The sequence below is a fragment of the Variovorax flavidus genome, from assembly GCF_030317145.1.
Classification (GTDB): domain Bacteria; phylum Pseudomonadota; class Gammaproteobacteria; order Burkholderiales; family Burkholderiaceae_C; genus Variovorax; species Variovorax flavidus.
Genome location: NZ_JASZYE010000009.1, coordinates 53,003 through 77,752, shown reverse-complemented (window position 1 = coordinate 77,752; position 24,750 = coordinate 53,003). Strand labels below are relative to the sequence as shown.

Annotated in this window: 22 protein-coding genes and 1 pseudogene; 16 read left to right on the top strand and 7 right to left on the bottom strand. The window is 62.4% G+C overall.

What is annotated here, in order from left to right; genetic code table 11:
* Window positions 1-92 precede the first annotated feature (92 nt).
* The 12 genes from QTH90_RS27225 to QTH90_RS27170 all read left to right on the top strand — a co-directional run bounded on the left by QTH90_RS27225 (window position 93) and on the right by QTH90_RS27170 (window position 14,179).
* The gene (locus tag QTH90_RS27225) at window positions 93-2,090 is read left to right on the top strand and encodes a hypothetical protein (RefSeq protein ID WP_286667700.1); all 1,998 of its coding nucleotides are present in this window, start codon (window positions 93-95) and stop codon (window positions 2,088-2,090) included.
* Between the two features lie 139 nt (window positions 2,091-2,229).
* The gene (locus tag QTH90_RS27220) at window positions 2,230-3,015 is read left to right on the top strand and encodes an NAD-dependent epimerase/dehydratase family protein (RefSeq protein ID WP_353506637.1); all 786 of its coding nucleotides are present in this window, start codon (window positions 2,230-2,232) and stop codon (window positions 3,013-3,015) included.
* A 415-nt stretch (window positions 3,016-3,430) separates the two neighbouring features.
* Window positions 3,431-3,931 carry an IS66 family insertion sequence element accessory protein TnpB gene (tnpB, locus tag QTH90_RS31555; protein WP_353506640.1) on the top strand — a complete coding sequence of 167 codons (501 nt, stop codon included), beginning with the start codon at window positions 3,431-3,433 and terminating at the stop codon, window positions 3,929-3,931.
* 86 nt (window positions 3,932-4,017) lie between these two features.
* Window positions 4,018-5,211 carry an alkene reductase gene (locus QTH90_RS27210; RefSeq protein ID WP_286667760.1) on the top strand — a complete coding sequence of 398 codons (1,194 nt, stop codon included), beginning with the start codon at window positions 4,018-4,020 and terminating at the stop codon, window positions 5,209-5,211.
* A 42-nt stretch (window positions 5,212-5,253) separates the two neighbouring features.
* Complete coding sequence (locus tag QTH90_RS27205; RefSeq protein ID WP_286667698.1) at window positions 5,254-6,417, top strand: acyl-CoA dehydrogenase family protein; 1,164 nt, start codon at window positions 5,254-5,256, stop codon at window positions 6,415-6,417.
* 148 nt (window positions 6,418-6,565) lie between these two features.
* The gene (locus QTH90_RS27200) at window positions 6,566-8,089 is read left to right on the top strand and encodes an ABC transporter substrate-binding protein (protein WP_286667697.1); all 1,524 of its coding nucleotides are present in this window, start codon (window positions 6,566-6,568) and stop codon (window positions 8,087-8,089) included.
* Window positions 8,086-9,153, top strand: a complete 1,068-nt coding sequence (locus tag QTH90_RS27195) for an ABC transporter permease (RefSeq protein ID WP_444814773.1) — start codon at window positions 8,086-8,088, stop codon at window positions 9,151-9,153. The genes QTH90_RS27200 and QTH90_RS27195 overlap by 4 nt, the downstream gene beginning before the upstream one ends.
* Window positions 9,150-10,034 (top strand): ABC transporter permease, encoded by an 885-nt coding sequence (locus QTH90_RS27190; RefSeq protein ID WP_286667696.1) that lies wholly within the window; start codon window positions 9,150-9,152, stop codon window positions 10,032-10,034. The genes QTH90_RS27195 and QTH90_RS27190 overlap by 4 nt, the downstream gene beginning before the upstream one ends.
* The gene (locus QTH90_RS27185) at window positions 10,031-11,065 is read left to right on the top strand and encodes an ABC transporter ATP-binding protein (protein ID WP_286667695.1); all 1,035 of its coding nucleotides are present in this window, start codon (window positions 10,031-10,033) and stop codon (window positions 11,063-11,065) included. Before QTH90_RS27190 ends, QTH90_RS27185 begins: the two co-directional genes overlap by 4 nt.
* Window positions 11,062-11,847 (top strand): ABC transporter ATP-binding protein, encoded by a 786-nt coding sequence (locus tag QTH90_RS27180; RefSeq protein WP_286667694.1) that lies wholly within the window; start codon window positions 11,062-11,064, stop codon window positions 11,845-11,847. The genes QTH90_RS27185 and QTH90_RS27180 overlap by 4 nt, the downstream gene beginning before the upstream one ends.
* Window positions 11,780-12,475: a TetR/AcrR family transcriptional regulator gene (locus QTH90_RS27175; protein WP_286667693.1), complete on the top strand. Its 696-nt coding sequence runs from the start codon at window positions 11,780-11,782 to the stop codon at window positions 12,473-12,475. The genes QTH90_RS27180 and QTH90_RS27175 overlap by 68 nt, the downstream gene beginning before the upstream one ends.
* Before the next feature lie 843 nt (window positions 12,476-13,318).
* On the top strand, window positions 13,319-14,179 hold the full coding sequence (locus tag QTH90_RS27170) for an alpha/beta fold hydrolase (RefSeq protein WP_286667692.1): 861 nt from the start codon (window positions 13,319-13,321) through the stop codon (window positions 14,177-14,179).
* Window positions 14,180-14,757: 578 nt separating this feature from the next.
* Here the strand turns inward: QTH90_RS27170 and QTH90_RS27165 are convergent.
* Entirely contained in the window at window positions 14,758-15,117 is a 360-nt protein-coding gene (locus tag QTH90_RS27165) for a YciI family protein (RefSeq protein WP_286667691.1), read from the bottom strand.
* 106 nt (window positions 15,118-15,223) lie between these two features.
* On the opposite strand from QTH90_RS27165, the gene QTH90_RS27160 reads away from it, so the two are divergent.
* Window positions 15,224-16,117, top strand: a complete 894-nt coding sequence (locus QTH90_RS27160) for a sigma-70 family RNA polymerase sigma factor (protein ID WP_286667690.1) — start codon at window positions 15,224-15,226, stop codon at window positions 16,115-16,117.
* A 629-nt stretch (window positions 16,118-16,746) separates the two neighbouring features.
* Here the strand turns inward: QTH90_RS27160 and QTH90_RS27155 are convergent.
* The 3 genes from QTH90_RS27155 to QTH90_RS27145 all read right to left on the bottom strand — a co-directional run bounded on the left by QTH90_RS27155 (window position 16,747) and on the right by QTH90_RS27145 (window position 19,458).
* Window positions 16,747-17,697 carry a GlxA family transcriptional regulator gene (locus tag QTH90_RS27155; protein WP_286667689.1) on the bottom strand — a complete coding sequence of 317 codons (951 nt, stop codon included), beginning with the start codon at window positions 17,695-17,697 and terminating at the stop codon, window positions 16,747-16,749.
* Window positions 17,698-18,062: 365 nt separating this feature from the next.
* Window positions 18,063-18,317: a hypothetical protein gene (locus QTH90_RS27150; RefSeq protein ID WP_286667688.1), complete on the bottom strand. Its 255-nt coding sequence runs from the start codon at window positions 18,315-18,317 to the stop codon at window positions 18,063-18,065.
* A 133-nt stretch (window positions 18,318-18,450) separates the two neighbouring features.
* Window positions 18,451-19,458 carry a site-specific integrase gene (locus tag QTH90_RS27145; protein ID WP_286667687.1) on the bottom strand — a complete coding sequence of 336 codons (1,008 nt, stop codon included), beginning with the start codon at window positions 19,456-19,458 and terminating at the stop codon, window positions 18,451-18,453.
* Window positions 19,459-19,744: 286 nt separating this feature from the next.
* Between QTH90_RS27145 and QTH90_RS27140 the strand changes: the two genes are divergently transcribed.
* Window positions 19,745-20,863 (top strand): DNA-binding protein, encoded by a 1,119-nt coding sequence (locus QTH90_RS27140; protein WP_286667686.1) that lies wholly within the window; start codon window positions 19,745-19,747, stop codon window positions 20,861-20,863.
* 179 nt (window positions 20,864-21,042) lie between these two features.
* Here the strand turns inward: QTH90_RS27140 and QTH90_RS27135 are convergent, their stop codons facing one another.
* Complete coding sequence (locus tag QTH90_RS27135; RefSeq protein ID WP_286667685.1) at window positions 21,043-21,312, bottom strand: hypothetical protein; 270 nt, start codon at window positions 21,310-21,312, stop codon at window positions 21,043-21,045.
* A 319-nt stretch (window positions 21,313-21,631) separates the two neighbouring features.
* Window positions 21,632-23,398 carry an alkaline phosphatase D family protein gene (locus tag QTH90_RS27130; protein WP_286667684.1) on the bottom strand — a complete coding sequence of 589 codons (1,767 nt, stop codon included), beginning with the start codon at window positions 23,396-23,398 and terminating at the stop codon, window positions 21,632-21,634.
* 469 nt (window positions 23,399-23,867) lie between these two features.
* Between QTH90_RS27130 and QTH90_RS27125 the strand changes: the two genes are divergently transcribed.
* On the top strand, window positions 23,868-24,173 hold the full coding sequence (locus QTH90_RS27125; RefSeq protein WP_286667763.1) for a hypothetical protein: 306 nt from the start codon (window positions 23,868-23,870) through the stop codon (window positions 24,171-24,173).
* A gap of 149 nt (window positions 24,174-24,322) precedes the next feature.
* On the opposite strand, the pseudogene QTH90_RS27120 reads toward QTH90_RS27125, so the two are convergent.
* Window positions 24,323-24,415 (bottom strand): annotated as a pseudogene (locus QTH90_RS27120) (thymidylate synthase); the annotation flags it as partial.
* Window positions 24,416-24,455: 40 nt separating this feature from the next.
* On the opposite strand from QTH90_RS27120, the gene QTH90_RS27115 reads away from it, so the two are divergent.
* On the top strand, window positions 24,456-24,707 hold the full coding sequence (locus QTH90_RS27115; RefSeq protein WP_286667683.1) for a hypothetical protein: 252 nt from the start codon (window positions 24,456-24,458) through the stop codon (window positions 24,705-24,707).
* The last annotated feature ends 43 nt before the right edge of the window (window positions 24,708-24,750 follow it).

Genomic DNA, 24,750 nt, shown 5'->3' with positions numbered 1-24,750 from the left:
CGGAAAACTGTTGTCTTTCCGCAGCGACAAGACCATCTCAGGAGCGTCGCGCTCCTTGCCCGAGTGCGCTAAGCGCTCGTTGGATACCACGTATGACATGCAACGTCCTTAACCTTTTGAGCTTGCCGAGTCGCATTGCGTTCTTAATCGTCGCGGCGCTGATGGCAGCCTGTGGCGGCGACGGGGGATTCGGCCCCGGCCTCGGTGCAGATATCCAAGCCCCTGCAATCAGCATCGCCTTTCCGACTTCGACGGATACTTACTCAACAACTGCGTCGGTCGTATCAATCGCAGGAGTCAGCGCGGACGACGTCGGCGTCACCGAAGTTGCATGGACTAGCAGCCGAGGAGGCGGCGGCACGGCCGAAGGAACGACGTCATGGTCAATTTCGGGGATCGCGCTGCAGTTGGGTGCCAACGTCGTAACGGTCTCGGCGCGCGACGCCGCCGGCAACAGAAAGACCGCTTCACTGAAAGTTGTGAAGACTGTCGTTGACATAGTTCCTCCCACAATCTCCATCACTGCGCCCGGTACTTCTGGAACCTATTCGACTACAAGCTCAATCATTGCGATTTCCGGTGTTGCCGCGGACGAAATTGGAGTAACGCAGGTCGCCTGGTCAAACAGTCGAGGTGGTCAGGGCGTGGCAGTGGGAACGATGTCATGGTCAGTTTCTGGCATCGCTTTGCTAGTCGGCGATAACGTCATCACGATAACAGCGCGCGATATAGCCGGAAATAGCAGCGTTGCGACTCTTACAGTTAAAAGCGCGGCCCCAGGCGGTTCCGATAAAGTGCCGCCTGCTATTTCGATCACGGCGCCTGATAACTCTGGGTTCTATTCGACAACAGGCTCCTTTGCAGAAATTGCGGGCTTTGCAACAGACAACTTAGGCGTAACGCAAGTAACTTGGTCGAACAGCCGTGGGGGTGGCGGAATAGCCAACGGAGTATCTTCGTGGAATTTCAGGGCTTCTCCGTTGCAACCTGGGAGCAATGTCATCACTGTGACCGCTCATGACGCTGCGAGCAACCTCTCAACCGCGTCAATCAACGTTGTCTACAGCGTGACGGGCACCGGTTCAGCACTTACTTCGCGACCAAATGACGGATCGGGCTATTGGCCTGACTTTTCGAACACCGGGTACGCGCATACGCCTGCAAACGTCGCCGGCTTAGGCTTAGACGCCTACCCAGGCCACTTGGCCGACTATACGAGCGGAATGAGCGACAGCAAGCCTCTCATTGTTACGCTTCCCGACAACAGTGTTGTCTCCTACACCCGCTTCCTTGCATCGAAGGTCTACATCTATGGTGACAACCTTACATTTGTCGGTTGTCTGTTCGAAGGAAAGAATCCAAACGACAACTTGGTGCAGATATATGCTGCAAGCAATGTCGCGTTTCGCTATTCAACCTTCAAGCCGAGTTTCTATGTTACGCCGCCTGGAAACGACGGCACTGTTTCCTCATCACGCTCACCACCAGGCACTCCTTTCGACAAATCATGGCAGTTAGCAACCACGATGCGAACCGCCGTAGCGGTGATGGACCACAACGACATCTGGGGCAACGCCGGAATGGAAATCGTGACCGGGTATCCTGGACGGCCGTCAGTCTGGACGAACAACTACATCCATGATGCCTCGGATACGGCCAATGACGTGTACCACCACGATGGAATTGGACCGCAAAGTGAAGGTGACGGCGGGCCGATGCTAATCGACCACAATACCTTGGCGTCAATTGGCAATACAAATGGCTTGGCGCTGCAGGGCAGTGGCGTTTATGACAACATCGCTTTCACAAACAACTATGTTTCAGGATATGGATACGCGATCAGCATAGGTGTAGTGGACAACGCTACAAACATAACCTTCAGCGGCAACGTTTTTTCTGCTGAACTGCGCCAGCTCTATGGTCCGCTCTATGGCAACTTCTGGGGTGGCTCGGCCCGAGGCTCTTTATGGCGTAACAACTTCTACCAAGTCCGCGCTGGAGATGACAACAAATCCTACTCGCCTGCCGACAATCGTAGATATTGGTGGCCCACCGACAACATCTCTCATGCCGTCGACTACAACTACTGACGGCTTGCCGTCGTCTCGCACAACGAGTCCCGATTGTGGGTTGCCGTGAACCGTTTTGATTTCATCTTGTCGTTGCCGTAAAGAACGCACTGGCCCAGTGTGTTTAACGAAGGCGATACGTTGGCTTCCGTTCGGCTTCATGCATAAATATTTTTCCGTCGAAAGAACACAAATGAGTACAACAGTTTTTTTGGCCGGCGCAACTGGCGCAATCGGGCGCCAGCTTGTCCCGCTTTTGATCAAAGCGGGTTACCGCGTTTTCGGTACTACGAGATTGGAAGAGCGAGCGGGTCATCTTAGAGAAGTGGGGGTCGAGCCCGTCGTTCTCGATGTCTTTGATAGTTCTGCGGTCGAAACAGCTTTCATGCGCATCAAGCCGGAAATTCTTATTCACCAGCTTACGGACCTGCCCAAGGACCTAAGTCCAGAAGCAATGGTAGAGGGCAAAGTGCGCAACGCACGTGTCTGGAATGAAGGTACAGGCAATCTGATTAGGGCCGCCAAGAAAGCAGGCACGAGGCGTGCGATAGCACAAAGCTTGGCTTGGCTCTATGCGCCTGGCCCGGTGCCACACCGTGAGGAGGATTTGCTCGGCGTAGTAGATCCTGAGTTGCGCATCGTCGTTGAAGCAGCATCTTCGCTTGAGCATGCGGTGCTTGATTCTCCGCCCATCCAAGGTGTCGTGCTGCGCTACGGATTGCTCTATGGACCGGGCACGAGCAGTGAGGAGCCTGTCGGACCGTGCGTCGTGCACGTACAGGCTGCGGCCAACGCGGCGGTCCTCGCGATAGAGCGTGGAGCCCCCGGTGTGTATAACGTTGTGGATGACAACACGTTCGCTTCTAATGAAAGGGCACGACGTGCACTCGGGTGGAATCCGGCCTTCAGGCGACGGGAAATTTTAAGTTTGGGACAACACCCTTAAATAGCTTTACTTAGCTGGATCAGGATAGGACTCCAGCAAGCTGACAACCGCTTCTGCGCTTTGACGCAAGCTGCCGGCCGCGGTAGCGGTTCTCTACGGCCGGAATGCGCGCGAGAGGGCGGAGGTGTGGCGCAAGCAGCTGGGCGCCTCGCCTTGAGGACTGCGGCTGGGAACACGATCGTCTCCGATCTACGCGGCGTACGAGGACGCTGGCGCTTCGTTAGCCGCGACCGTGAGGCCAATCCCCCGAGCCTGCGCCGGACTTCGTTGCTTGTCGTTTCCGCCGGCGCCTCCGGGCGCCATCGCCATCGCCCGCTGCGACCGGTTTCGGCGAATCGATCCAATTCGAGCTCAAGCGCGGCTCGATCGCTGCGAGCATTACTTGGCCGATCTCGGCGGCCGCCGATTGTGCGAGATGGCTTCGCGAGCTGCTGCGATGATTCGGATCGATGCCTTGTGGCTGTGCACGCAGCCTCTGGACATGCGCGTCATGCGCGCCGGCGCGGAGCGATTGATAGCGCATGTCGCGCGCGCTCTGGGCAGTGCTCTCGCGGATCACGGCTACGTCTTCGCGAACGCGCGGGCCACCCGCTTGAAGTTGCTCGTGCACGGCGGCATCGGCATGTGGTGTACTGCCAGAAGGCTCAACACCGCTTCGCCTGGCCGCGCGCGCCGCGCTGCGACACAGCTCGCTTTGCCGCAGGGGCAGCTCGATGCGTTGGTAGTGGGCAATGCCCTGGGAGCCGATGCCCGAGATGAGCGCGATCACGCAGTTGTAGGGAGTCAAGCGCGGATGCGCGCATGCGCGTGCCGCGTTTACAGCTCAGTCCCGCGTCCAATCGCCCACCCGCTCTTCGGCGCGGCGCGCGGACGGCAGGGCGTACTCGCTCGGCGCACCCCAACACCAAACGCATAAGCAAGCAATAATTCCTTCTAACCAGAAAGAACGTTCTGTCTTATCTTTGTCGCTCGTCCACGCCATCGGCCGAGTGCCGACGATTCATTGTGAAACTCCTAGAACCCCTGGTGATCGGTGCACATGTCCTCCCTAACCGCGTTTTCATGGCGCCTCTCGTGCGGGCCCGCTCCGACGACATGCGCGCCCCGACCGAACTCGTGGACGTCTACTACTCGCAGCGCGCGTCCGCGGGCCTGATCATCACCGAGGGCTGCCACGTCTCGCCGCAAAGCACAACGCGCGCCAATGCGTCGGCTCATCACACCGATCACCAGACCGCCGCCTGGAAGCGCGTGGTCGATGCCGTACATGCGGCCGGGGGCACGATATTCCAACAGCTTTACCACGTAGGCCGCAAGGCATTGCTGTCGACCATGCCCACCGGTGTTCTGCCCGTGGCGCCTTCGGCCATCGAGGCGATCGGCGGCGTAGTAACGCCTGAGGGCCTCGAAGCCTTCCCGGTTCCGCGCGCGCTCGAAACGCATGAGATCGGACCGATCGTCGAGACCTTTCGCGCATCGTTCCGCCGCGCGGGCAAAGCCGGCTTCGACGGTGTCGAAGTCCTGGCCGCAAATGGGTTCCTGATTGACCAGTTTCTACGCGACGAGACCAACCACCGCACCGATGCCTACGGTGGATCAATCGAGAATCGCGCCCGCTTTCTGTTGGAAGTGGTGGACGCGGCGATTGCTGAACTCGGCGCTTCCCGGGTCGGGGTTCGGGTCTCGCCGCACTTCCGCTCCGACCGCATTGGCGACTCCGACCCCGTCGGCACATTCTCGTATGTCGCTACCGAACTTGATCGGCGTGGCATCGTCTATCTTCATCTGCTCGAGGGAACAACGAACGACGACGATCCATTCCTGCCGCTGTACCTTCGTCTTGTCAGGAAATCTTCCTCTGCCAACTCCGGGCCTGGCCCCATCGCGGGCGACCCGTTCCTCGCGCCCATCCTGCGCCCGCTCTTCAAGGGCACCCTGATCCTGAACGGCGGCTACACCCGCGAGACGGCCGAACGGGTGCTGACCGATGGGCTGGCCGATGCTGTGGCCTTCGGGCGTCTGTACATCGCTAACCCTGATCTACCAGAACGCTTCCGGCGCAATGCGCCGCTCAACCAGCCGGACCCGTCGACCTTCTACAGCGGCGGGCCGCGCGGCTACATCGACTACCCAGCAATGAGCGAGCAGGCCCTGGCGACCTTCGGCGTAATTTCTGACGCCACTGCCCCCGCCTGAAGCGCGAGGGCTACTCCTGACATCCTTTCTAAAGCCGATCTTATGGGCCATTCAGACTCCTTGCCACTGACGCGACTCAGCGATGAACTCCTCGCTGACCTGCGCGACCAATTCGCACTCACTGCAGCCGAGCATGACGAACGCGCCAGCTTCCCGCATGCGAACTTCAAACAACTCGGCGCGCTCAACCTCCTAGCTCTGACCGTGCCGGTCGCGCATGGGGGCCTTGGCGGCGGACTGGCAGATGCAGCCCGCGTCGTTGGAGCTGTCGGCGCTGGTGAGGCATCCACCGGGCTGCTCCTGGCCATGAACTACCTAATGCACCACACGCTGGGGCGCAACCCTCCAGCAGGATATGGCGCGATTGCTCACGCGGCGGTAGAGGGGCGAGGCATTCTCAACGCCTTGCAGGCCGAACCCGACCTGGGCTCCGCCATACGCGGCGGATTGCCGGGCACAGTTGCCACGCAGCAGCCCGATGGCAGCTGGCGCATCTCGGGGCGCAAGGCCTATGCGACCGGCAGCCCCATCGTGCACTGGTGGCTGGTGCTGGCACGCACCGGCCCAGACGACGCACCACGCGTGGGAACTGTGCTGGTTCCCGGAAATGCGGCCGGGTTGAAGGTGAACCCGACCTGGAACCACACTGGCCTGCGCGCCACAGCCAGTCACGAGATCGTGCTGGACGAGGTGGTGGTCCCGGCGACAAACGTGCTCGGGTTCTCCGTGCCCGGGTCGCCCGAAGCCAAGGCGCGGCGCGCGGTGGTCGAGGTTTGGAACGGTGTGCTGATTGCGGCGCTTTACGATGGTATCGCGCGCGCCGGACGCGACTGGCTGCATCGCTTTCTGCACCAGCGCAGACCTTCCAGCCTCGGCGCAACGCTCGCCACCGTGCCACGCCTGCAGGCGATTGTCGGCGAAATCGACACCCTTCTGCTGGTGAATCGAACGTTGATCCACGACGCGGGCCACCGCGCAGATGCGGCCGCGATGGTTGACCCACTCCATGCACAGCAGATCAAGCAAGTGGTGACAGGCAATGCGATACATGCGCTCGAGCTCGCGCTGTCGGCGACTGGCAACCATGGTCTGGACCGCGCCAACCCGCTCCAACGTCACTACCGCGACGCGCTGTGCGGCCGTGTCCATGCGCCGCAGTCGGACGTTGTGCTATTGAACGCCGGCAAGGCCGCGCTTGGCGTCTGACTCAGCATCGGACGCAACCATGCCACACCATCACTTACACAAAGCCCAGGTCCATCGAATGCACAATCTTCCCTATCGGCCGCGTGCGTCACACTTTTTTCTCGCTGCGGTCGTGGCGATTCTTCTGCATGTGATTCCGAGACTCGCGTTGGCACAGTTTCCAATCCGCGGCGGCACTCTGGTGGTCGTTTCGAATCCGGGCGAACCGGCTGTGCTGACCGCGGCATTCAACCAGCAAGGCGCGGTGGCCGCAATCTCGACCAAGATCTTCGACGGCCTTGTGCACTTCGGCGACAACTTCAAGCTCGAGCCCGAACTGGCCACGAGTTGGGGCGTCAGCCCGGACGGAAGGGAGATCCAATTCAAGCTGCGTCCAAACGTCAAATGGCACGATGGAAGGCCTTTCACCTCGGCGGACGTCAAGTTTACCTTCGACGAGGTCTGGATGAAGATTCATCCCCGCGCTCGCTCGACCTTCGCTGCCGTGCACTCGGTGGAGACACCTGATCCGCTGACCGTGGTCTTCAAGTTGCGCAACCCGTCCGGTGTGATCCTCAGTGCGCTCAACAGCGGCGAGTCGCAGATCCTGCCCAGGCACCTTTACGAAGGCACGGACATCCTGCGCAATCCGTACAACAGCAACCCCGTGGGAACGGGGGCCTTCCGGTTCAAGGAATGGGTGCGAGGCGAGCGCATCGTGCTCGAACGCAATCCGGACTACTGGGATGCCGGAAAGCCGTACCTCGACCGGATCGTCTACCGCATCATCCCCGACGCGACGGCGCGTTACGCCGCCTTCGAGACCGGCGCCGTTCAGTACGGTGTCCTGGCCCCGATCACGATCAACGACCTGGAGCGCGCGCGGAGGAACTTGACCTTGAACGTTGACTTCCACGGCTACGACTGGCTGGCATCGAGCATCGTGCTCGAATTCAATGTCCGAAGGCCTCCCTTCAACGACGTGCGTGTGCGCCGCGCGGTGGCGCATGCGATTGACTTGCAGGCCATGTCGAAGGTCACCACCCGCGGCATCGCAAAGCCGGGGACTTCACCCGTCCTCTCGACTCAGACGCGCTTCTTCACGACCAACCTGCCGAAATATCCATTCGACCTGAAGACGGCCGATCTCCTACTCGACGAAGCAGGAATGCCGCGCAGGTCGGACGGCACGCGCTTCGCCATCACGCTGGACTGGCTGCCCTTCGGCGAGAACTTCCAGCGCTACGGTGAATTCGTAAAGCAGTCACTGCGTCGGGTCGGCATCGACGTGACGCTACGCAGTCAGGATCTGCCACAGTTCATGCGACGGGTCTATACGCAGAACGATTTCGATCTGATCGTCACGCACCGCGCCGGCTTCGGCGATCCGCAGATCGGCGCTGACCGGCTGTTCTGGTCCAAGACCATCCTCAAGGACGTGCCCTGGTCGAACGGTTCGGGCTACAGCAATCCGGCGATGGACGGGCTGATCGAGGCGGCGCACGAGGCACCGACCGAAGAACGCCGAATCGAACTCTACAAGAAAATCCAGCACCAGGCGCTGACCGACATCCCGAACTTCACGCTGCTCGAGAACCGGATATACACGGTTTCCTCGAAGCGCCTGCACGGTCTGGGGACGGGCTCGGATGGCTCATACGATTCGCTGAAGAGCGCATGGCTCGCACCGTGAGCATCATTTCAGCGGCGAGGGCCACGGTGCCCCAGGTTCCCGTGGCCAACGACGCGCGGCCCCGCGACGGAGCGCGAGACGGTCGGGTCCCCCTGCATCGCTCCTACGCGGTTGGGCGGATTCTGCAAATGGTTCCCACGCTTGCCCTGATTCTTCTGACCGCGTTCGTGCTGCTGCAGATCGCTCCCGGCGACATGGTTCAGGTGCTGGCCGGGGAGGCCGGTGGGGGCTCGCCCGAATACCTGGCGAGCCTGCGGCAGAGCTTCGGACTCGACCAGCCGCTCTACATGCAGTTCCTGCTGTACGCGCGCAACGTACTTTCGGGCAATCTCGGGTTCTCGTTCCGCAATAATGCGCCCGTAACGACACTAATCGCGGCGCGACTGGGTCCAACACTGCTGCTCGCGACGGCCGGCCTGCTGATGGCGATTGTTATCGGTGTGGTCGCGGGCGCATTGGCGGCCACGCGCCGCGGCGGTGCGGCGGATCGCCTCATTGGCATTTTGGCGCTTCTCATCTACGCGACGCCCGGCTTCCTGCTCGGCATCGGTCTCATGCTGGTCTTCGCTGTGGTGCTGCCATGGCTTCCGATCGGCGGCCTCGTCGATCCATATGGCCTCGAGGGTTCGTGGGCGTACGCGCTCAGCGTGGCACGCCATCTGGTGCTTCCCGCCATCACGCTGGGCGCCTTGCATGCCGCGATCTATTCACGCTTCACGCGCGGCGCGATGCTCGAGGTTTACGGGCAGGACTATGTGCGAACGGCGCGCTCGAAAGGATTGTCGTCGATTCGCATTGCGGTTCGGCATGTGCTGCGCAACGCCATGCTTCCGCTGGTCACCATCATCGGAATGCAGACCGGCGCGCTGCTGAGCGGGGCGATTCTGGTCGAAACCGTGTTCGCCTGGCCGGGGCTCGGGCGCCTGGCGTTCGAAGCGATGCAGCAGCGCGACTTCAACTTGCTGGCCGGGCTGATCCTGTGTAGCGGTGCACTGGTCGTGCTCGTGAACCTGGCGGTCGACCTTCTTTACGCGCTACTTGATCCGAGGGTGCGGCTGAAATGAAGACGACGCAAGCGTCGAGCGGAATCGCGCTCGCGCGCACTACCGTGGCCCACCGCGCTTGGCGGACCTGGACGTCCTGGCCCCTGTCACTCCGCTTCGGTGCGCTGCTGCTGACGATCCAGTTGCTCGTGGCCTTACTGGCGAAATCGCTTTATCCAGGAGATCCGTTTGATCTGGCGGGCGCCGCGTTTCTGCGGCCGGGCGAAGATGCCCGCTTTCCACTAGGCACTGACATCATGGGTCGCGACATTGCTGCGGGCTTGGTGCACGGCGCCCGGGTCTCGCTCCTTGTCGGCTTGTTCGCGACATTTATCGCCACCGTGCTGGGCACCGCTGTCGGCCTGGTGGCCGGTTACTTCGGCGGCTGGCCGGACCACCTGCTGATGCGCTTAACCGAGCTTTTCCAGGTTATCCCCCATTTCCTTTTCGCCATCATCATCGTGTCGATCACGGGCTCTCAGTTGCAGAACATCGTCTTGGCGATCGGGATCACGAGTTGGACAATGGTGGCACGGCTGGTGCGCGCTGAGACGCTGACACTGCGTGAGCGCGACTACGTCAAGATCTGCCGCGTGATGGGAGGCAGCCATGCACGCGTGGTCTTCAGCCACATCTTGCCTAATGCGTTGCCACCGGTGGTCGTCGCCGCCTCGGTGCTCACGGCCCTAGCCGTTCTGGCTGAGGCGGGCTTGGCGTTCCTCGGGATGAGTGACAGCAATCGCGTCAGCTGGGGCGGGATGATCGGCGCGTCGCGGGAGGCTCTAATTGATGCACCCTACATGACCCTGATTCCCGGCGCGGCGATTGTCCTGATGGTAGCTGCGCTGAGCCTTATCGGAGACGGCTTGGCGCAACATCTGCGGCGCGGAGCTTCGTCGTGAGTACAGGCGTGAGGACAGATGTGACTGCACCGCGGATCGTGCGCGTACAGGGCATCGAGATTTCCGTGCCCACGGCGGCTGGCCCGGTACTGGCCGTCCGTGGCCTGGATCTAGAGGTCGCCCAAGGGGAGACGCTGGCCATCGTCGGCGAGTCGGGCTGTGGCAAATCGCTGACCGCGCTCGCGCTCGCCGGCTTGCTGCCGGACGGCGTGCACCTTGCGAGCGGTCGGATCGAGCTACTGGGCGAAGACGTGACCAAACTCGCCGAGTCCGCTTGGCGCGCCCGCCGCGGCCGGCACATTGCGATGGTGTTCCAGGATCCCATGGCAGCGCTCAACCCGGTGTTGCCCATCGGCGAGCAGATCGTCGAGGCGATCTTGGCTCACCGACCAGTTGGCCGGCCTCGCGCTCGGGACGAGGCGCTCGCCTTGCTGGCACGGGTCAGCCTGCCGGACCCGATGCACGCCTTTGCGGCCTATCCACACCAGCTCTCCGGGGGCATGCGTCAGCGCGTGTTGATCGCCGTCGCGATCGCCAACCAGCCGAATTTGCTAATTGCAGACGAGCCGACGACATCGCTCGACGCGACCGTCCAGGGGGAAATTTTTGCATTGTTGCGGAATCTGCAACGCGACAGCGGCATGGCTCTGGTGATCGTCACCCACGATCTGAACCTCGTGGCCCGTTGGGCCAATCGGGTGATCGTAATGTATGCGGGCAGGGCGGTCGAGGTTGGGCGCGCCGACACCTTGCTGGATGCGTCCGTGCATCCCTACACGCAAGCCCTCATGGCAGCGCGCCCCCACCGCCGCGCTTCAGAGGGTGCCCGTCGCCGGCTGGCAGAGATCCCGGGGCGCGTGCCTGCTCCCGGTGAGGCTGGCGCGGGGTGTGCCTTTGCGGGCCGCTGCGGCCTCGCCAGCGCACACTGCAGATCGGTCGTGCCGGTCGAGCAGTGCCTGCCACATGGAGCGGTTTGGTGCCACGCGGTGGGCGACGGCGGTCTGGGCTTCCGCCGGGAAGCCGTGGCATGACCTCGCCGGCGGGCGCTCCCGCGCTGCTCGCAGCCCATGACCTCCGGGTGTCGTTCGATGAAAGGCACGGCCGCATCGATGCCTTGCGCGGGGTATCGCTGCATGTGCAGCCGGGTGAGGTGCTGGCGGTGGTGGGGGAGTCGGGCTCAGGCAAGTCCACGCTCGCACGGGCTCTCTTGGGCATGGTCCCGGTGCGCAGTGGCACACTCTCGCTGGCAAGCGAGCACCTTCCACCCTCCGCCGCAACGCGCTCGGTCGCCCAGCGACGGCAGCTCGGCATGGTCTTTCAAGACAGTATGGCCGCGCTCGACCCAAGGTTCACAGTCGAGCGCATCCTGCGTGAACCGATCGCGCTGCTGGACCGCGGGGATACGCGTCGAACGCCATCCGACAGCGCCACCATTGCGGCCCTGCTTGATGCCGTCGGACTGTCGGCAGCGTTGTTGCAGCGACGCCCTCATGAATTGTCCGGTGGTCAACGGCAGCGGGTTGGCATCGCGCGCGCGTTGGCGGGCGACCCCAAGTTACTGATCTGCGACGAGGCCGTCTCCGCGCTCGACGTATCGGTGCAGGCCCAGATCCTGAATCTTTTGGTCGACCTGCAGTCTGAACGCAGGCTGGCCATGATCTTCATCACCCACGACCTCTCCGTCGTCTCCTATATCGCCGACCGAATCACGGTCATGTACCAGGGCGAATTGCTGGAGACTGGAGATGTCGACCAGATCCTGGACCGGCCGCGCCATGCGTATACGCAGCGGCTGCTGGCGGCCGCTTTATGATTTGCAAGAGCCTTTCAACCTGCTTCACATGACTCCCACTATCCGCGATCACATCATCGACGCCGCCGGCGCGCTCTTCTATCGGGAGGGCACCAAGTCGGTGGGAGTTGACCGCATCATCGTTGAAACAGGCGTGGCCAAGGCGACGATGTACCGCTATTTCTCAGGAAAGGACGCGCTGGTCGCGGCCTGCCTTCAAAGACGACACGAGAAGGTGGTAGCGGCGTTGCGCGAAGGCCTGGAAAAGATGCCCGGACGACGCCAGGCGCGGGCGTTGGCGGTCTTCGACTTGCTGCACGACAAGGCCGACTCGCCGGACTTCCGTGGCTGCGCCTTCATGCTAGCCGTGGCGGAGAATGAAGAGTCGGCCGAGATACGCGCCATCGCCCGGACGCACAAGAAGGCCATCCTCGAAATGTTCGCGTCATTGCTACCTGCCACCTGGCACGACCGCGAGAAGACGGCCGCCCAACTGAACCTCCTCTATGACGGAGCGATGGCGCAGATACTGGTCCATCGCCTGCCGGACCCCGCGCGAGTCGCACGCGAATGCGCCATGATCTTACTCAGGTGTTCTCAAGGTCCTAAGCGAAGAACAGCCAAGGAAACAGTTGGTGAAAGCCTTTAACATAGGCCGGCGCCGCCATCCACACACTCCGCAACTTCGTCGTCGCCTTTGGTCGCTTGCTCGACGCTCGACCGGACGAGCGATCTTGGCCCAGGGTGGCGCGCCGCTCAAGACACTCGTCTCACTCGACGACTGGCTGACCTGACGTCTGCGCAGCCCAACCCCGATCATTTAGTTGCTCCTGCGCGCGTCTCAACCGAGCGGCCACGGTGGTCAGCCTTGTCTCTGGTCGGTTGATGACCATACGGTGTCGGCTCTGATTCGCATGCTGCGTGGTGCCGAGGAAAGCCAGGGACATGTCGAACCGGATCGTCGCAGAGTGGGTGGGCGCGAGGGGAGGCTGTGCGCCTGAACCCTAATGGCGTTGCAACCTTGTCGCCGTCCTGGGTGACATCCACAGGCACGCAATCTCCTCTCGGACATGGGTTCCATCAGCATTCACGTCTCCAGCGCCAACATCGGTGGCGTGCACGTCACGTCTACCCGATCAAAGACGGTCGGCAGCCCTTCGTTTCGGGGGTACGACCAGTCAACTTCCAAACCTGTGTGATCGCTCCATGAAGTCCGTGTAGCAGGCGAACAGTCTGGAGCTGCGACGGCTCGCTATCCGCGCGACCTTGCAGGCTACGCGACTGAGCCATTGACGGCTGAAAACTAGTAATGATTGGACATGCAGACGGAAGGTGAATGTATGGATGTCCTTTCCTGCCACTCTCGAGCGAAGATTGAATGTCTTAAAACACTACTATATACGTCATTTGAGATCTTACTTGTCTGCTTAACAATCGCTCACTCAACCTGATTATTCGGCCGAGGGCCGGCACCAAGAACCCCATAACCATCATGATCGAAAAGAACTCCTACGCGTACAACGTGGCACCCAATCAGTTTGTCGAGAGCAACGGGCGGCGCCTGGCGTATCGGTCTGTGGGCGAAGGCAAGCCGATAGTGCTGTGTGCGCGCTTTCGCGGCAACCTAGATTCATGGGATCCTGCTTTCATTGACGCGCTTGTCGACCAAGGCTTTCGCGTCATCACCTTCGACTACTCCGGCCTTGGGCTGTCCGGCGGCACGCCCACGTACTCGCCGCTGGCTCTGGCTGAAGATGCACGCGACTTGATCGAAGCGCTGGAGCTTAAGGACGCTGTGCTCGGCGGCTGGTCACTGGGTGCGCTGACGGCCCAGGTGGTCCTAGCGAAGTATCCCCAACTGATTACTCATGCCGTATTGTTAGGCGCCGTCCCACCTGGCCCCAATGTCAAGGGCGCAGAGCAGTTGTTCAATGACACGGCGCGCAAGATTGAGAACGACCTTGAAGACGAGATCGTCCTTTTCTTCGAGCCAGCATCGCCTGCCAGTAGAGCGGCGGCCCACCTATCGCATGAACGACTTGCTTTGCGCAAGGAAGGCCGGAGCCAAGACATTTCCCACTCTTTCGCAGTAGCGTTCTTGCCCCCTGAGCCGCGCTCACCGATGTTCCCGGCCGATCCAATCCTTCTGGCCTTGAAGCACACTCAAGTGCCCATCCTCCACATCGGCGGTGACCACGACATCGCATTTCCAGTGGAAAACTGGTATGCCCTCAACCAGCAGCTTCCCACGGTGCAGCTGATCACTTTCCCACAAGCTGGCCACGGTCCGCACCACCAGTATCCCGAAGCAGCAGCCTTGCACATCGCCGCCTTCGTCCGCCTGCGGCGTTGACGGCAAGAGAAGATGATGTTCAATGATTGATGCCGACGAATCGGAGGACATCTGCGCACCGCCACAGGGTCCACCTCGCCGCTCTCGGCATGCCGCAAGCCGTCGCGGAATTGTCTGTCGCTCGGAACAGTGCACCGGCGTTGGAGCCGCTAGCGCGGGTTCGTAATTCGCATGGCTCGTGCGAGTTGGGTGTTTCATCGGCGAGTGCCTGCACGGCGCAGGCCCAGTAGAGCTCCTCTCGCAGACAACGCCTACAGCGGTACCAGCTCGGCACTGTTGGTACTTTGACCGGCTATGGCGCCGGTCAGTCAACAACACATTCAAGGTCTCTCTCAGTCTCTCACTCTCCTAGCCAACCTGCTGAACCGTCTGTTCACCATGAGCGAACCCGACAAGCTGTGGACGAGCAACATCACCTACGTCGCAGCCGGCCAGGGCCGGCTGCTTTTGGCGTTGTTAGTCGACCTCGTCAGCCGCCAGGTGGTTGCAGCCCCGCGCGCCTGGGTCGACAAGCCGATCGCTTGGGCCGCATCCTCGAAAGTTGGACCCCACCCGCGCAAGACGATCAGCGCTCCTGTCTACCAGTACTTCGCAACAGGCCGCACCTCGATTGCACCTCCAAGACGCGCCGCCGGGACCCGCGAAGCTACCTTGATGGCATCGTCGAGATCGTCGGCCTCCAGGATGAAATACCCACCCACTGCGCCGGACTCATCGAGGTATGGCCCGTCGCTGACTTGCGCGCTCCCGTTCTTCGCACGCACGGTCTTCGCGTCCTTCGGCAACCCGAGCGGAAGGCCGGGCGTAATGCCGGGCGCCTTGTTGAGTTCGCCGTACTCCTCATAAACGCGCCTTTGCTCTGCCATGGCAAGCGCGTTCCAGCGATCGGTCCCCGGCAGCGGAGTTGTCCCGTGATATATCAACAGCAAGAATTGCATCATCATTCCTCAAAAAAAGGCCCGGGATGGGCCTTCCACTGCATGACGTACCGGGAAGGCACATTGTGACCGGTCACATTTCATGCCTCTTGTCCGTCTTGTCTCCATGAGCAATGGAAATGACTGGCTGGCGCTGCGATTCGAGGCACACCGCGGACACCTGCGGCGTGTGGCCTACCGGGTCCTGGGCTCGCTCGGCGAGGCCGAGGACGCAGTGCAGGAAGCATGGCTAAGGCTCGCGCGGTCCGAATGTAGCGAAATCGACAACCTCGGCGGCTGGCTCACGACAGTGGTCTCACGCGTGTGCCTCGACATGCTACGCTCGCGCGCGACGCGCGGCGAGCAATCGCTCGACGAGAGCTCTGCCGAAAGCGCTGCGGCAGTCGCACTCGCCGCAAATCCCGAGGAGGAAGCGCAGCTCGCCGAGTCAGTGGGGCTCGCGCTGCTCGTGGTCCTCGAGACGCTCGAGCCCGCCGAGCGGCTCGCCTTCGTGCTGCACGACATGTTCGACTTGGCGTTCGAAGAGATCGCCGCGATTGTTGGCCGTACGCCGACCACGGCACGGAAGCTCGCGAGCCGCGCGCGGCGGCGTGTCCGAGGCGCGCAGACCGCTGACCCAGCCAGAATCCGGCGTCACCGTGAAGTCGTCGACACGTTTATCGAAGCGCTGCGTGCGGGCGACTTCGAAGGCCTTGTGGCGATCCTCGATCCCGACATGGTATTCCGCACCGAGGCGGCTAGCCGCGCGGACGCGCGCGTTGAAGTCCACGGCGCGCGTAACTGGGCCAGGGGTGCAATCGCTTACGCCCAGGCAGCGCGCTTCATGCGGCCGGCGCTTATCAACGGCGCCGTCGGCCTCATCCTCGCGGCGCGCGGACGGCTGCAGCGAGTGCTCGTCTTCGAATTCGACGTCGAAGGACGGATCCGTGCGGCCGAGATCATCTCGGATCCAGGGCGTCTGGGAAGACTCGACCTCGCCGCACTGCCATGGCCGACTTGATTTGCGCAAGGAAGGCAGATGCCAGCAGATTCCCTACGCTTTTGCAGCAGCTTCTTGCCTCCTGAGCCCCGCTCACCGATGTTCCCGGCCGATCCAATCCTTTCTGGCCTTGAAGCACGACCAAGTGCCCATCCTTCACATCAGCGGTGACCACGATTTCGCATTTCCAGTCGAGAATTGGTATACCCTCAACCAGCAGCTTCCCACCGTGCAGCCCCAAGTTGCCCGTCATCAGATCGGTGTCCAGCCTGCGCAGTGATCGGTCCACCACTGGCAGTCTCAAGCTGCAGACCTGCTTGTCCAAGCCCAGGGCGTCGCTGACGCAAGATTCACCGTCTGGGCACCCGACCTACCGGACGCGGGCACTCACAAGGCACATGGTCGTCTATTGGCCAGCTCATCTCTAGATCTTGGCTGCCTTATCAGTAAGTTCAACGCCGCCATTGCGCATTCATTCGGCGGTGCATCGCTGGTTTATGCGTTGACCAAGGCCCTCAGACGACATCGAATTGGAAAAGCAGTTTGCAATCCTGCGTCAGCCTGGATCTTGATGCATTCAGCCGATGATCCAGTGACTCATCCACACGCCACGCAGCAAGTGGCACAGGGATTGCGATCGGATTGAAGAATCACGCTGGTGAGGTCCGCACACCACTTCGAACCGATTGAGGTGACACGCCTAGGTTGCGCAGAAACACCTCCCGCATGTGACGGCGATCGCGAAAGCCGGTGTCCCGGGCAATTGTGTCGAGTGAGTGTCTGCTCTTTTCAATTAGCAGTCGTGCCGCCTCAACACGCAGCCCTTCAACCGCCTTGGCCGGGGACCGCCCTGTCTCGGTGGTGAAAACGCGGCTGAATTGCCTGGAACTCAGGTGCGCGACCGAGGCCAGATCCTGAACCGTGAGCGCCTGATTTAGGTTGGCGCGGATGTAACTTAGCGCTGTTTGGATGCGATCCGATTTAGGCGCAAGTTCAAGCAATTCCGAGTGTTGGGACTGTCCCCCCGTCCGGCGCTGGTTCATAACCAGTTTATGTGCAACCGCGCGCGCCACTTCTTCGCCAAGATCCTTTTCTATCATGGCCAACGCCAAGTCGAGGCCTGCAGTCATGCCGGCAGAGGTCCACACCGTCCCATCGATCACAAAGATGCGGTCGGCTTCGACTTGAACGTCCGGGTACAGACTTTGCATCGCATTGGCATACGCCCAATGGGTGGTCGCCCGCCGACGGTCCAGCAAACCGGCCTCGGCGAGTAGGAAGGCGCCCGTGCAGATCCCCGCAACGCGCCGCGCTCGTGTACTGGCCCGCTGCACAAAGCTGATCACTGCCTCCGGTTGGGGCGAAGCAAGCGGATTCAAAACGCCGGCGATCATCCAAGTGTCGGCTTTACTACGGCGGTTCAACGGGTGAGCCGAAACTATCAACCCTGAGGAAGAGCGTGCCTCACAGTCGTTAAGAACGTAGTTGGTAATCGCATAGAAGGGCTCGCGAGCGACGATGTTTGCCATCTCGAAAGCGGTCTGCGTTGCCAAAGCCATCAGTTGGAAGCCGTCGGTCAGGACGTATCCGACTTGGTGCATGTCGAGGCTCCTAATGCTATGTCACGAAACGGTACTCTATACGTCCTTTGAGACATTGGCAAGCTTAAGCTTCGATCCACGTCGCGTTACAGACGCTTATTACGAGGCACGCCACTGGACGACCTTCCCGCAAGGCCCGTTCATGACGACGCCATCCGGCCGCTGGACCTCGCCTGCACAACTGACGTACTCGTTGCGAAGAGGACGATCAATCCGTTCGCGCGTTGGCCGACGTGCCCTCGCGCACAAAGAAGAGGGGCGATCCGATTGCTTGTGGTGGCATGGCTTTTTCGATTTTTTTCCCGAAGCTGCCGAGCTTCCTATTCACGCTGGGGACGATCCCACAACGCCCTTCAATGGCCTGCTCACAGATCTTTCGAGGCCCCGAATACGCAGTCGCCGGTGAAGCACAAGAACTTTCCCTCAGCCTCATTGCCCCTGACGCGATCGATCGCCAGTTCGAATCCATCGCCAGCTGGCTCGTTCGCCCAATTGATCGCAAGCTCTTTTGCGCTTTCGGGCGCGCGCTGCGCAGTGTCGAATTTCTCAGGGCACAGGAACTGCCATACAAGTACTCGAGGGTCTCCATCTCGTCGATCTTCGCCTTCCGAGCCCTTCATGAACGATACTTATCTCAATGCGCTGGCAACGGGAGGTCGACGGTTCGGTTGAGCTTGGCTCTCTCTGGATTTTGGTTCCTGTTTGAGCACGAACGCCCTCATCGCGCCCGACACCGGATGATCCCGAGCTGCCCTAATCGTCCCTAGTCGGCCGCGTCCGTGCATCCATCATGCGAGCTACCGCGCTAACCTGCGCCGCACCGGCGCGGAAGTAGCCCGTCACGACGTCCATGCTGCGGTGGCCGGTCATGGCCATGGTTTCCTGCAGCGGCATGTTTTGGCGGCCGGCTTCCGTGACGAAGCCCGATCGCAGCGAGTGCGCCGAGAAGTCGTCGCCCACGCCGGCAAGAGCGCAGCGCGCTTTCACGATGTCGCGGATGGCGGTCCCGGTGAGGGCGTCATCGCCCAGGTGCCCGGCTTTGTTGATCCGGCGGAAGAGGGGGCCTGAGCTGATCCCGCTGGCCTTCAGCCAGGCTTCCATCGCCTCTGCGGCCATGCCGACAACGGGCTTCACATCCTCGGGCTTCACCTTGCCGGTGTGGTTCGTCTTCGAGTTGGCCAGCGTGTAGAGGTAGTCGCCTTCATCGACGCGGCGCAGGTTTTCGAACACCGCCTCCGAGACCTCCGAGCGCCGGCGGCCGCCCGACGACCAGGCGAACAGGAGGAGGGCGCGGTCGCGCTTGCCCTTGAGCGAATCATCGCAGGTGTCGAGAACGGCCTCGAGCGGCTCTTTGGTCAGCGCGCGCTGCTTATGAGGCGTGGCGTTGCGCTTGGCGTAGGCCTTACGGGTCTTGCTCAGGAGGGCCTTCACCACCGAGTCCGTGCATGGGTTGGGCTGCTTGGCCAGGTGATGTGCCATCGACAGGACCGAGACCCGGTGCATCACCGTGTTCAGCGCCGGCGCGCCCTTCTTGCCCTTGAAGCCGGCCTCGACCAATGCGGCATCGATTTCCGGCGGCAGCTGATGCACCAGGCCGGCCTTGGTCGAGCGCTCGGCGTGGTCGACGATGAACTGGACCACCACCGGTACCGGCACAGGAAGCTCCAGCTGGCTGCCGAAACGTGCACCGTACCAAGCGGCCCAGTAGCGCATCGCTGCGCGGTACGCCAGCCGGGTGTTGTCCGACTCGCCCTCGGCCATGAGATCTTGCGCGGCTTCTTCGGCCATGCCCGAGAGTTGGCCGGGATCGAGCAGCGCGTGATCAAGTTTCAAAGACAACAGGGCCTTGGAGGACGGCACTTTTTCAGCGGGTTTCTTCAAGCGATCTCCAGCAGCAACGGATCCCCGGACGACGGCGGCAGCAGTCTGACCGATTTCACGTTAATGTTATTTATCACACATGCCATGTATGATGTCTTACATACACTGCATATCACTTCCGATAATCATTTATTATCGCAAGTAAAAGTCAGCAAGGAAAGCCGACATGGATCCGAGAAGTTCGAGCGCCAGCATTCACCCTGTCCGCAGCGGCCGTGGAATTCAGGAGGCTCAGGTTTGGGAAGCGGCCGACTTGCTGCTCCACGAGGGCCTGCGCCCGACGATCGAGCGCGTGCGCCAGAAGATCGGCAGCGGCTCACCCAACACTGTGAGCCCAATGCTCGAACGCTGGTTCGCCACGCTCGGCAAGCGACTTGACGGCCGTGGCGCCAGCGTGACCGACGACGACGCGCATCGGCTTCCCCTGGCCATCGTGCAAGCCGCACAGCAGTTCTGGGACGTCGCCCGTCGCGAGGCTGATCAGGCGCAGATCCAGAAGACTGAGGCTGTCCGGCGCGAGCTCGAACTCGAGCGCAGCGCGTTCTCCCAAAAGGAAGCCGATCTGCAGCAGCGCGAGACTTCGTTCGAGCAAGCCCGCGTCGGGCTTGACGAGGCGCTCGCATCCTCGCGCCAGGCAGTCGCAGCCATGGAGGCGCAGATGCACACGCAGCAGCAGGAATCAGCGCGCCTGCTCAGCGAATCGGAAGCCGAGGTGCGGCGCCTGCGCAAAGCCCTCGAGGAGTCCGTGGCCAGCAAGGAAGCCCTGCGCGAGAAGTCCGAGATGGACCTCGGCGCTGCTCACCGCGACGCGAAGGAAGCCGAGCAACGCCATGTCGCCCACGAGCGCCGACTGCTCGCCGACGTCGATCGCGAGCGGGTAGCGGCGCGCCAGGCCGCGGCGGACATTGCGAAAGAACAGAAGGTGCGCACTGAAGAGCGGGAGGCCGCGCGCGCCGCACTGACGGCGACAGAGCAGGCGCTCCAGAACCAGAAAGCCGCACACCGCGATGCCGCCGCCGCCTGGTTGCGTGAGCAGCAGGAGATTCGGGTCGACCTGGCGACCCTGCGAGAGCGCGCCGCCGGGGCAGAGCAGCGCGCAGCGGATCTGGGCGACCGGCTGCGGCGGCAGGAAGAGCAGGCCGCACAGGAGATTGAGCGGCTCCGCGAAAGCCAGGAGGCAACGACAGCTGCCTTGCGCCAGTTCGAGGCAAGTCGAAGAGAGGATGACGTGAAGAAGCCGCAGGTCGGCCGCGCAGCGCGAAGCAGGAAATTCGGTCAATCATGATCCTCGGAACCGCCGAAGCGTGGCAGCGAGCGCCCCGCGATAACCTCAATGCCGCACCATGCTCCATTCGGCTCGACGACCTATGGGACCTCGCAGTGCAATGAAGCGGCAAGGGCCTGCAGGCAGCCTCTGGCGCCCTCGCCTTTCAAGGCCTGCGGCTGGAGCATCTCGAGCGCTGCTCAGAATTGCGCCTGCCCATCGCCGGTGCGATCATGAACCCAGCGCATCGCCTGTTGCTCGGCGTGACGGATCGCTTCCGGCTCCGTGCCATACACAGTTTCCTCGGTGTCATTGGGCAGTTGCGTCTCCTCCTCATCCGCAGGAGTTCGAACAAGAACGACGATGGGCTGATAGCCGCCGCGTGCGCCCGATGCGCGTAGCTCAAAGCGGAAGCCGCGGTATTCAAGGGAGTGGCCGTCGGAAAGTGGGATGCTTCGATCTGTGGACATGGTTCTGGCCTTTTAGGAACACCCTCAGATAGTGCACAGAGGTCATGGCGTCGGCTTGCAGGCGCGCACGGCCCTTGACTGCAGGACAGCGCGCCATGAGGGCGGGCTCATGACTACCAACGCCTTCGCGCGCCCTCCTCGAGGGCGCCACCGCGCTGGTTCAACCGGTCATGCTCGCGCCGCCGCACCTGCGGTACAGCCAGTCTGGCGCCCAAGCGAAGTCGAGCGTCGGACCGAATCATGGCCTGGTGCCGGGTGTTGACCTCGATGGCGGCACCCCGGGGTCCTCGGGCCGTGCGCGGCCCGTTGGCGATGTCCGCTAGACCGGCAACACCTCGAGCCCGCTGACGCCGGGCAGCGCATGCAGGCTCATCGCCACGCGTGCGCTGTAATCGCGACTCAGCACGGTGCTGATCTCCATGAAATCCGCCCGCGCTTCGGCGGGGGTCAGCGTCAGGACGAGGTAGCCGCGCTTGCTCGTTTCGGCGTAGCGCAGGTCTTTCACCATCCTCGGAAAGGCATCGGACAACACCGTGTTGCCGATCAGCGGCAGCACGCGTTCGAAGCCGGGCGACGAGATCGAAGCGGTCGCGAACTCCACCCCGACGCGCTGGCCGCTGTCATCGGTCAGGTTGCTCGCCCAGGCGTTGTGCGTGTCCCCTGCCAGCGAGACGAGGTTCTTGCCCATCGAGCGCGCAGCAGCGAGGACGCTTTCTCGCGCGGCGGGATAGCCGTCCCACGCATCGAGGTTGTAAGGAACACGTCGCTGTGCCAATAGCGCGCGCTGCTCGTCGTTGCGCAGTGCCTCCGGCGTCGACTGGGCGAGCACGAAGTCGCCGAGGGTCTGCGCGTTGAAGGCACTGGCCACGCTCAACGGGATCTCCATGCGGGCCATCAGCACCTGCGAGCCGAGCAACTGCCAGGTCGCAGGCGAAGTGGACAGGCGCGTCGACAACCAGCCGGACTGTTCGGCGCCGAGGAGCTGGCGCGAGGGGGCGGAGGCACCGCCCGCGAGGTAAGTGTCAAGCGTCACCTGCTCGTCCCGACCGATCAGCCGCGTGTCCAGCATGTGCAGCGATGCGAGCGTGCCGAAATCGAACGAGCGATAGATCTTTCGCAAATTGGCGGCATCGGGCATGCGTACAGGCAGCCATTCACGAAACGCCTGCGTCGCGGCGGCGCTGCGCTCGGCGAAGCTTCCCTCGCTCGCCGGAGCGTGATTCTCCGCGCCGCCGGACCATGCGTTGTTGGCAATATCGTGGTCGTCCCAGACCGCGATCACGGGCAGCTTGGCGTGCAGGGCGATGAGGTCCGGGTCCGAGCGGTTCTGGCGGTGGCGCTGGCGATAGTCGTCGAGCGACAGAATCTCGCGCGATGGCTGCGACTCGCGGTCGATCGCGATCGCGAGCTGCGAGGCGTAGCCCAGCTCGCCGTACTCGTAGATGTAGTCGCCCAAGTGCAGCACCACGTCGATGTCCGTGCGCTTGGCGAGATCGGCACAGACGTTGAAGTAGCCCGCCGGAAAGTTCGAGCACGAGACGACCCCGAGGCGCAGCTGCGAGACATTGCCCACAGGCAGTGTCTTGGTGCGTCCGACGGGCGACGCCTCGGAGCCTAGGAAGAAGCGATAGAAGTAGACGCTCGCGGGCTGCAGCCCGGTCGCATCGACCTTGACCGTGTAGTCCTGCTCGGGCCCGCTTCCGATGCTGCCTCGGGCGACGATGGCGCCGAAGTTGGCATCGCTCGCGACCTCCCAGGTGAGGTTGAGTGCGCCCGGGCTTGCGACCGTGACGCGCGTCCACAGAATGACGCGATCGGACAGCGGGTCGCCGCTGCCGACGCCTTGGGCGAAGGTCGGCGTCGACTCGGGCGGCGGGCTGCCCGCGCCGCCGCCGCTGCCGCCCGCGCCGGGGTTGAAGCCGCCGCCTCCTCCGCCCCCCCCGCAGCCGTACATGCTCACGCCGCTTCCCGCGAACATCGCATAGAGCACGGCACTGCGCAGAAACCCACGTCGCGACGGCTGGGAAGGCCGGTCCTCCGAAGGGGACCGCGGGTCCGGGCCGGCGGGGCGGGTGACGTCGCGCATGGTTCGCTCCTTGAGCCCGGCAACCCGTTCACGACCTCCGTGTCGAGCCCTGCCGGATGGAAGCTGCATTTGAAGACGCCGCTATCGGTGCTGCCTGTAGGCTCGCGCCAAGGGCTGGCGTGCGACAAACGATTACAAGTAGTCGCATCCGGTTGCGTTCCGACGCAAGTGGGCACGCCGCGGCGCGTTCTGTCCCTGTCAGCGGCATCTCGATCCGCGCGCCGCATGAGGAAGGGCTGCGGTGAAGCGGCAGCGCAAATGGACCCTGACCAGGTTCGCACGCCCGCGCAGGGCGCTAGGCTCGAGTCGTCTACCAAGGTCGCCGCAACTTGAGTTCGGGCACTGCATCGACCGACCTAACAGCATCGAGGGTAGGCGCATGCCCACAGTGAGCGGCGGCCACGGCGCGCAGTCAATCCTCGCCAAACGGCGCCCAGTGGTGATCTCGAATCATCTACAAGGAGACACCATGAGAACAGTGACAACGGCGGTGCTCGCTGCCTGCCTCGCACTCGGATCTGCTTCCACGATCGCGCAGACTGCAGCCCCTGGCGGCGGCTCGACCGGGCCTACCGCGCCGAACCCCCAAGACCCATCCGTGATCACCAAGGATGCCAAGCCATTGAGCGATCATCCGGCCGTGAGCAAGGAGGAGAAAGCAAAGAGCACGGCCGCCGCAGCCCCGGAGCCGACGGGCAAGGATTCCATGGCGAAGGACAACAAGCCCAAGCATCCGGCAGCAGCCGACGGCAAGAAGGCGCCCGATTCCAAGTGAGCGCCAGTAACGCTGACCGGCAAGGCCGCGTTTGACTGCCGCGAGATGGCTTGACTTGGCCGTGCGTCAGGCATCGCCGAACGGCAGGGCTCCTGCGAGGCCAGGCTATCGGGATCGGTGAACGCGAGCTGATGCCTTTTGTCGGTGCAGACCGCGACCGGGGCCTTGATTGCGGGATGTGGGTCGTACCCGACGATCTCGAAGTCGTCGAATTCGCAGTCGAAGATTGATCCCGCTCGACGGCAGTATGCTGGACGCAGGGCGCATCTAAAGGAGTTGGCCATGCTCTATACCTACGTCAGCGAAGATGAAGACAGGGAGCCGGTCGGCCCGAACAATCCGCTGGAACTGTTCAGCCGGGCGGCTGTGGAGGTTGGACTCATCCGAGCTGGAGATCCGCTCGACCGCAACTTGGTCGAGTACGCCAAGCTGGTCGTTCATATGTGCGCAGCGATCGGCGACAACTACTTGCAGCCCGAGAGCCCGGAGGAGACGGTCGGCGATCGCATCCGAGCCGACCTCCACGTTCTGTAGGCGCCTGCACGCCGACGCTCGAGAAGGCCGCTCATCGTCGGCG

What these genes read in the sequence shown, in the direction of transcription:
- QTH90_RS27225 (WP_286667700.1), top strand. Translation starts at nt 93, where the DNA reads ATGACATGCAACGTCCTTAACCTTTTGAGCTTGCCGAGTCGCATTGCG.
- QTH90_RS27140 (WP_286667686.1), top strand. Translation starts at nt 19,745, where the DNA reads ATGGATCCGAGAAGTTCGAGCGCCAGCATTCACCCTGTCCGCAGCGGC.
- QTH90_RS27160 (WP_286667690.1), top strand. Translation starts at nt 15,224, where the DNA reads ATGAGCAATGGAAATGACTGGCTGGCGCTGCGATTCGAGGCACACCGC.
- QTH90_RS27115 (WP_286667683.1), top strand. Translation starts at nt 24,456, where the DNA reads ATGCTCTATACCTACGTCAGCGAAGATGAAGACAGGGAGCCGGTCGGC.
- QTH90_RS27205 (WP_286667698.1), top strand. Translation starts at nt 5,254, where the DNA reads ATGGGCCATTCAGACTCCTTGCCACTGACGCGACTCAGCGATGAACTC.
- QTH90_RS27175 (WP_286667693.1), top strand. Translation starts at nt 11,780, where the DNA reads ATGTCGACCAGATCCTGGACCGGCCGCGCCATGCGTATACGCAGCGGC.
- tnpB (WP_353506640.1), top strand. Translation starts at nt 3,431, where the DNA reads ATGGCTTCGCGAGCTGCTGCGATGATTCGGATCGATGCCTTGTGGCTG.
- QTH90_RS27155 (WP_286667689.1), bottom strand. Translation starts at nt 17,697, where the DNA reads ATGCACCAAGTCGGATACGTCCTGACCGACGGCTTCCAACTGATGGCT.
- QTH90_RS27170 (WP_286667692.1), top strand. Translation starts at nt 13,319, where the DNA reads ATGATCGAAAAGAACTCCTACGCGTACAACGTGGCACCCAATCAGTTT.
- QTH90_RS27190 (WP_286667696.1), top strand. Translation starts at nt 9,150, where the DNA reads ATGAAGACGACGCAAGCGTCGAGCGGAATCGCGCTCGCGCGCACTACC.
- QTH90_RS27135 (WP_286667685.1), bottom strand. Translation starts at nt 21,312, where the DNA reads ATGTCCACAGATCGAAGCATCCCACTTTCCGACGGCCACTCCCTTGAA.
- QTH90_RS27165 (WP_286667691.1), bottom strand. Translation starts at nt 15,117, where the DNA reads ATGCAATTCTTGCTGTTGATATATCACGGGACAACTCCGCTGCCGGGG.
- QTH90_RS27220 (WP_353506637.1), top strand. Translation starts at nt 2,230, where the DNA reads ATGCATAAATATTTTTCCGTCGAAAGAACACAAATGAGTACAACAGTT.
- QTH90_RS27180 (WP_286667694.1), top strand. Translation starts at nt 11,062, where the DNA reads ATGACCTCGCCGGCGGGCGCTCCCGCGCTGCTCGCAGCCCATGACCTC.
- QTH90_RS27125 (WP_286667763.1), top strand. Translation starts at nt 23,868, where the DNA reads ATGAGAACAGTGACAACGGCGGTGCTCGCTGCCTGCCTCGCACTCGGA.
- QTH90_RS27145 (WP_286667687.1), bottom strand. Translation starts at nt 19,458, where the DNA reads ATGGCCGAGGGCGAGTCGGACAACACCCGGCTGGCGTACCGCGCAGCG.
- QTH90_RS27150 (WP_286667688.1), bottom strand. Translation starts at nt 18,317, where the DNA reads ATGAAGGGCTCGGAAGGCGAAGATCGACGAGATGGAGACCCTCGAGTA.
- QTH90_RS27130 (WP_286667684.1), bottom strand. Translation starts at nt 23,398, where the DNA reads ATGCGCGACGTCACCCGCCCCGCCGGCCCGGACCCGCGGTCCCCTTCG.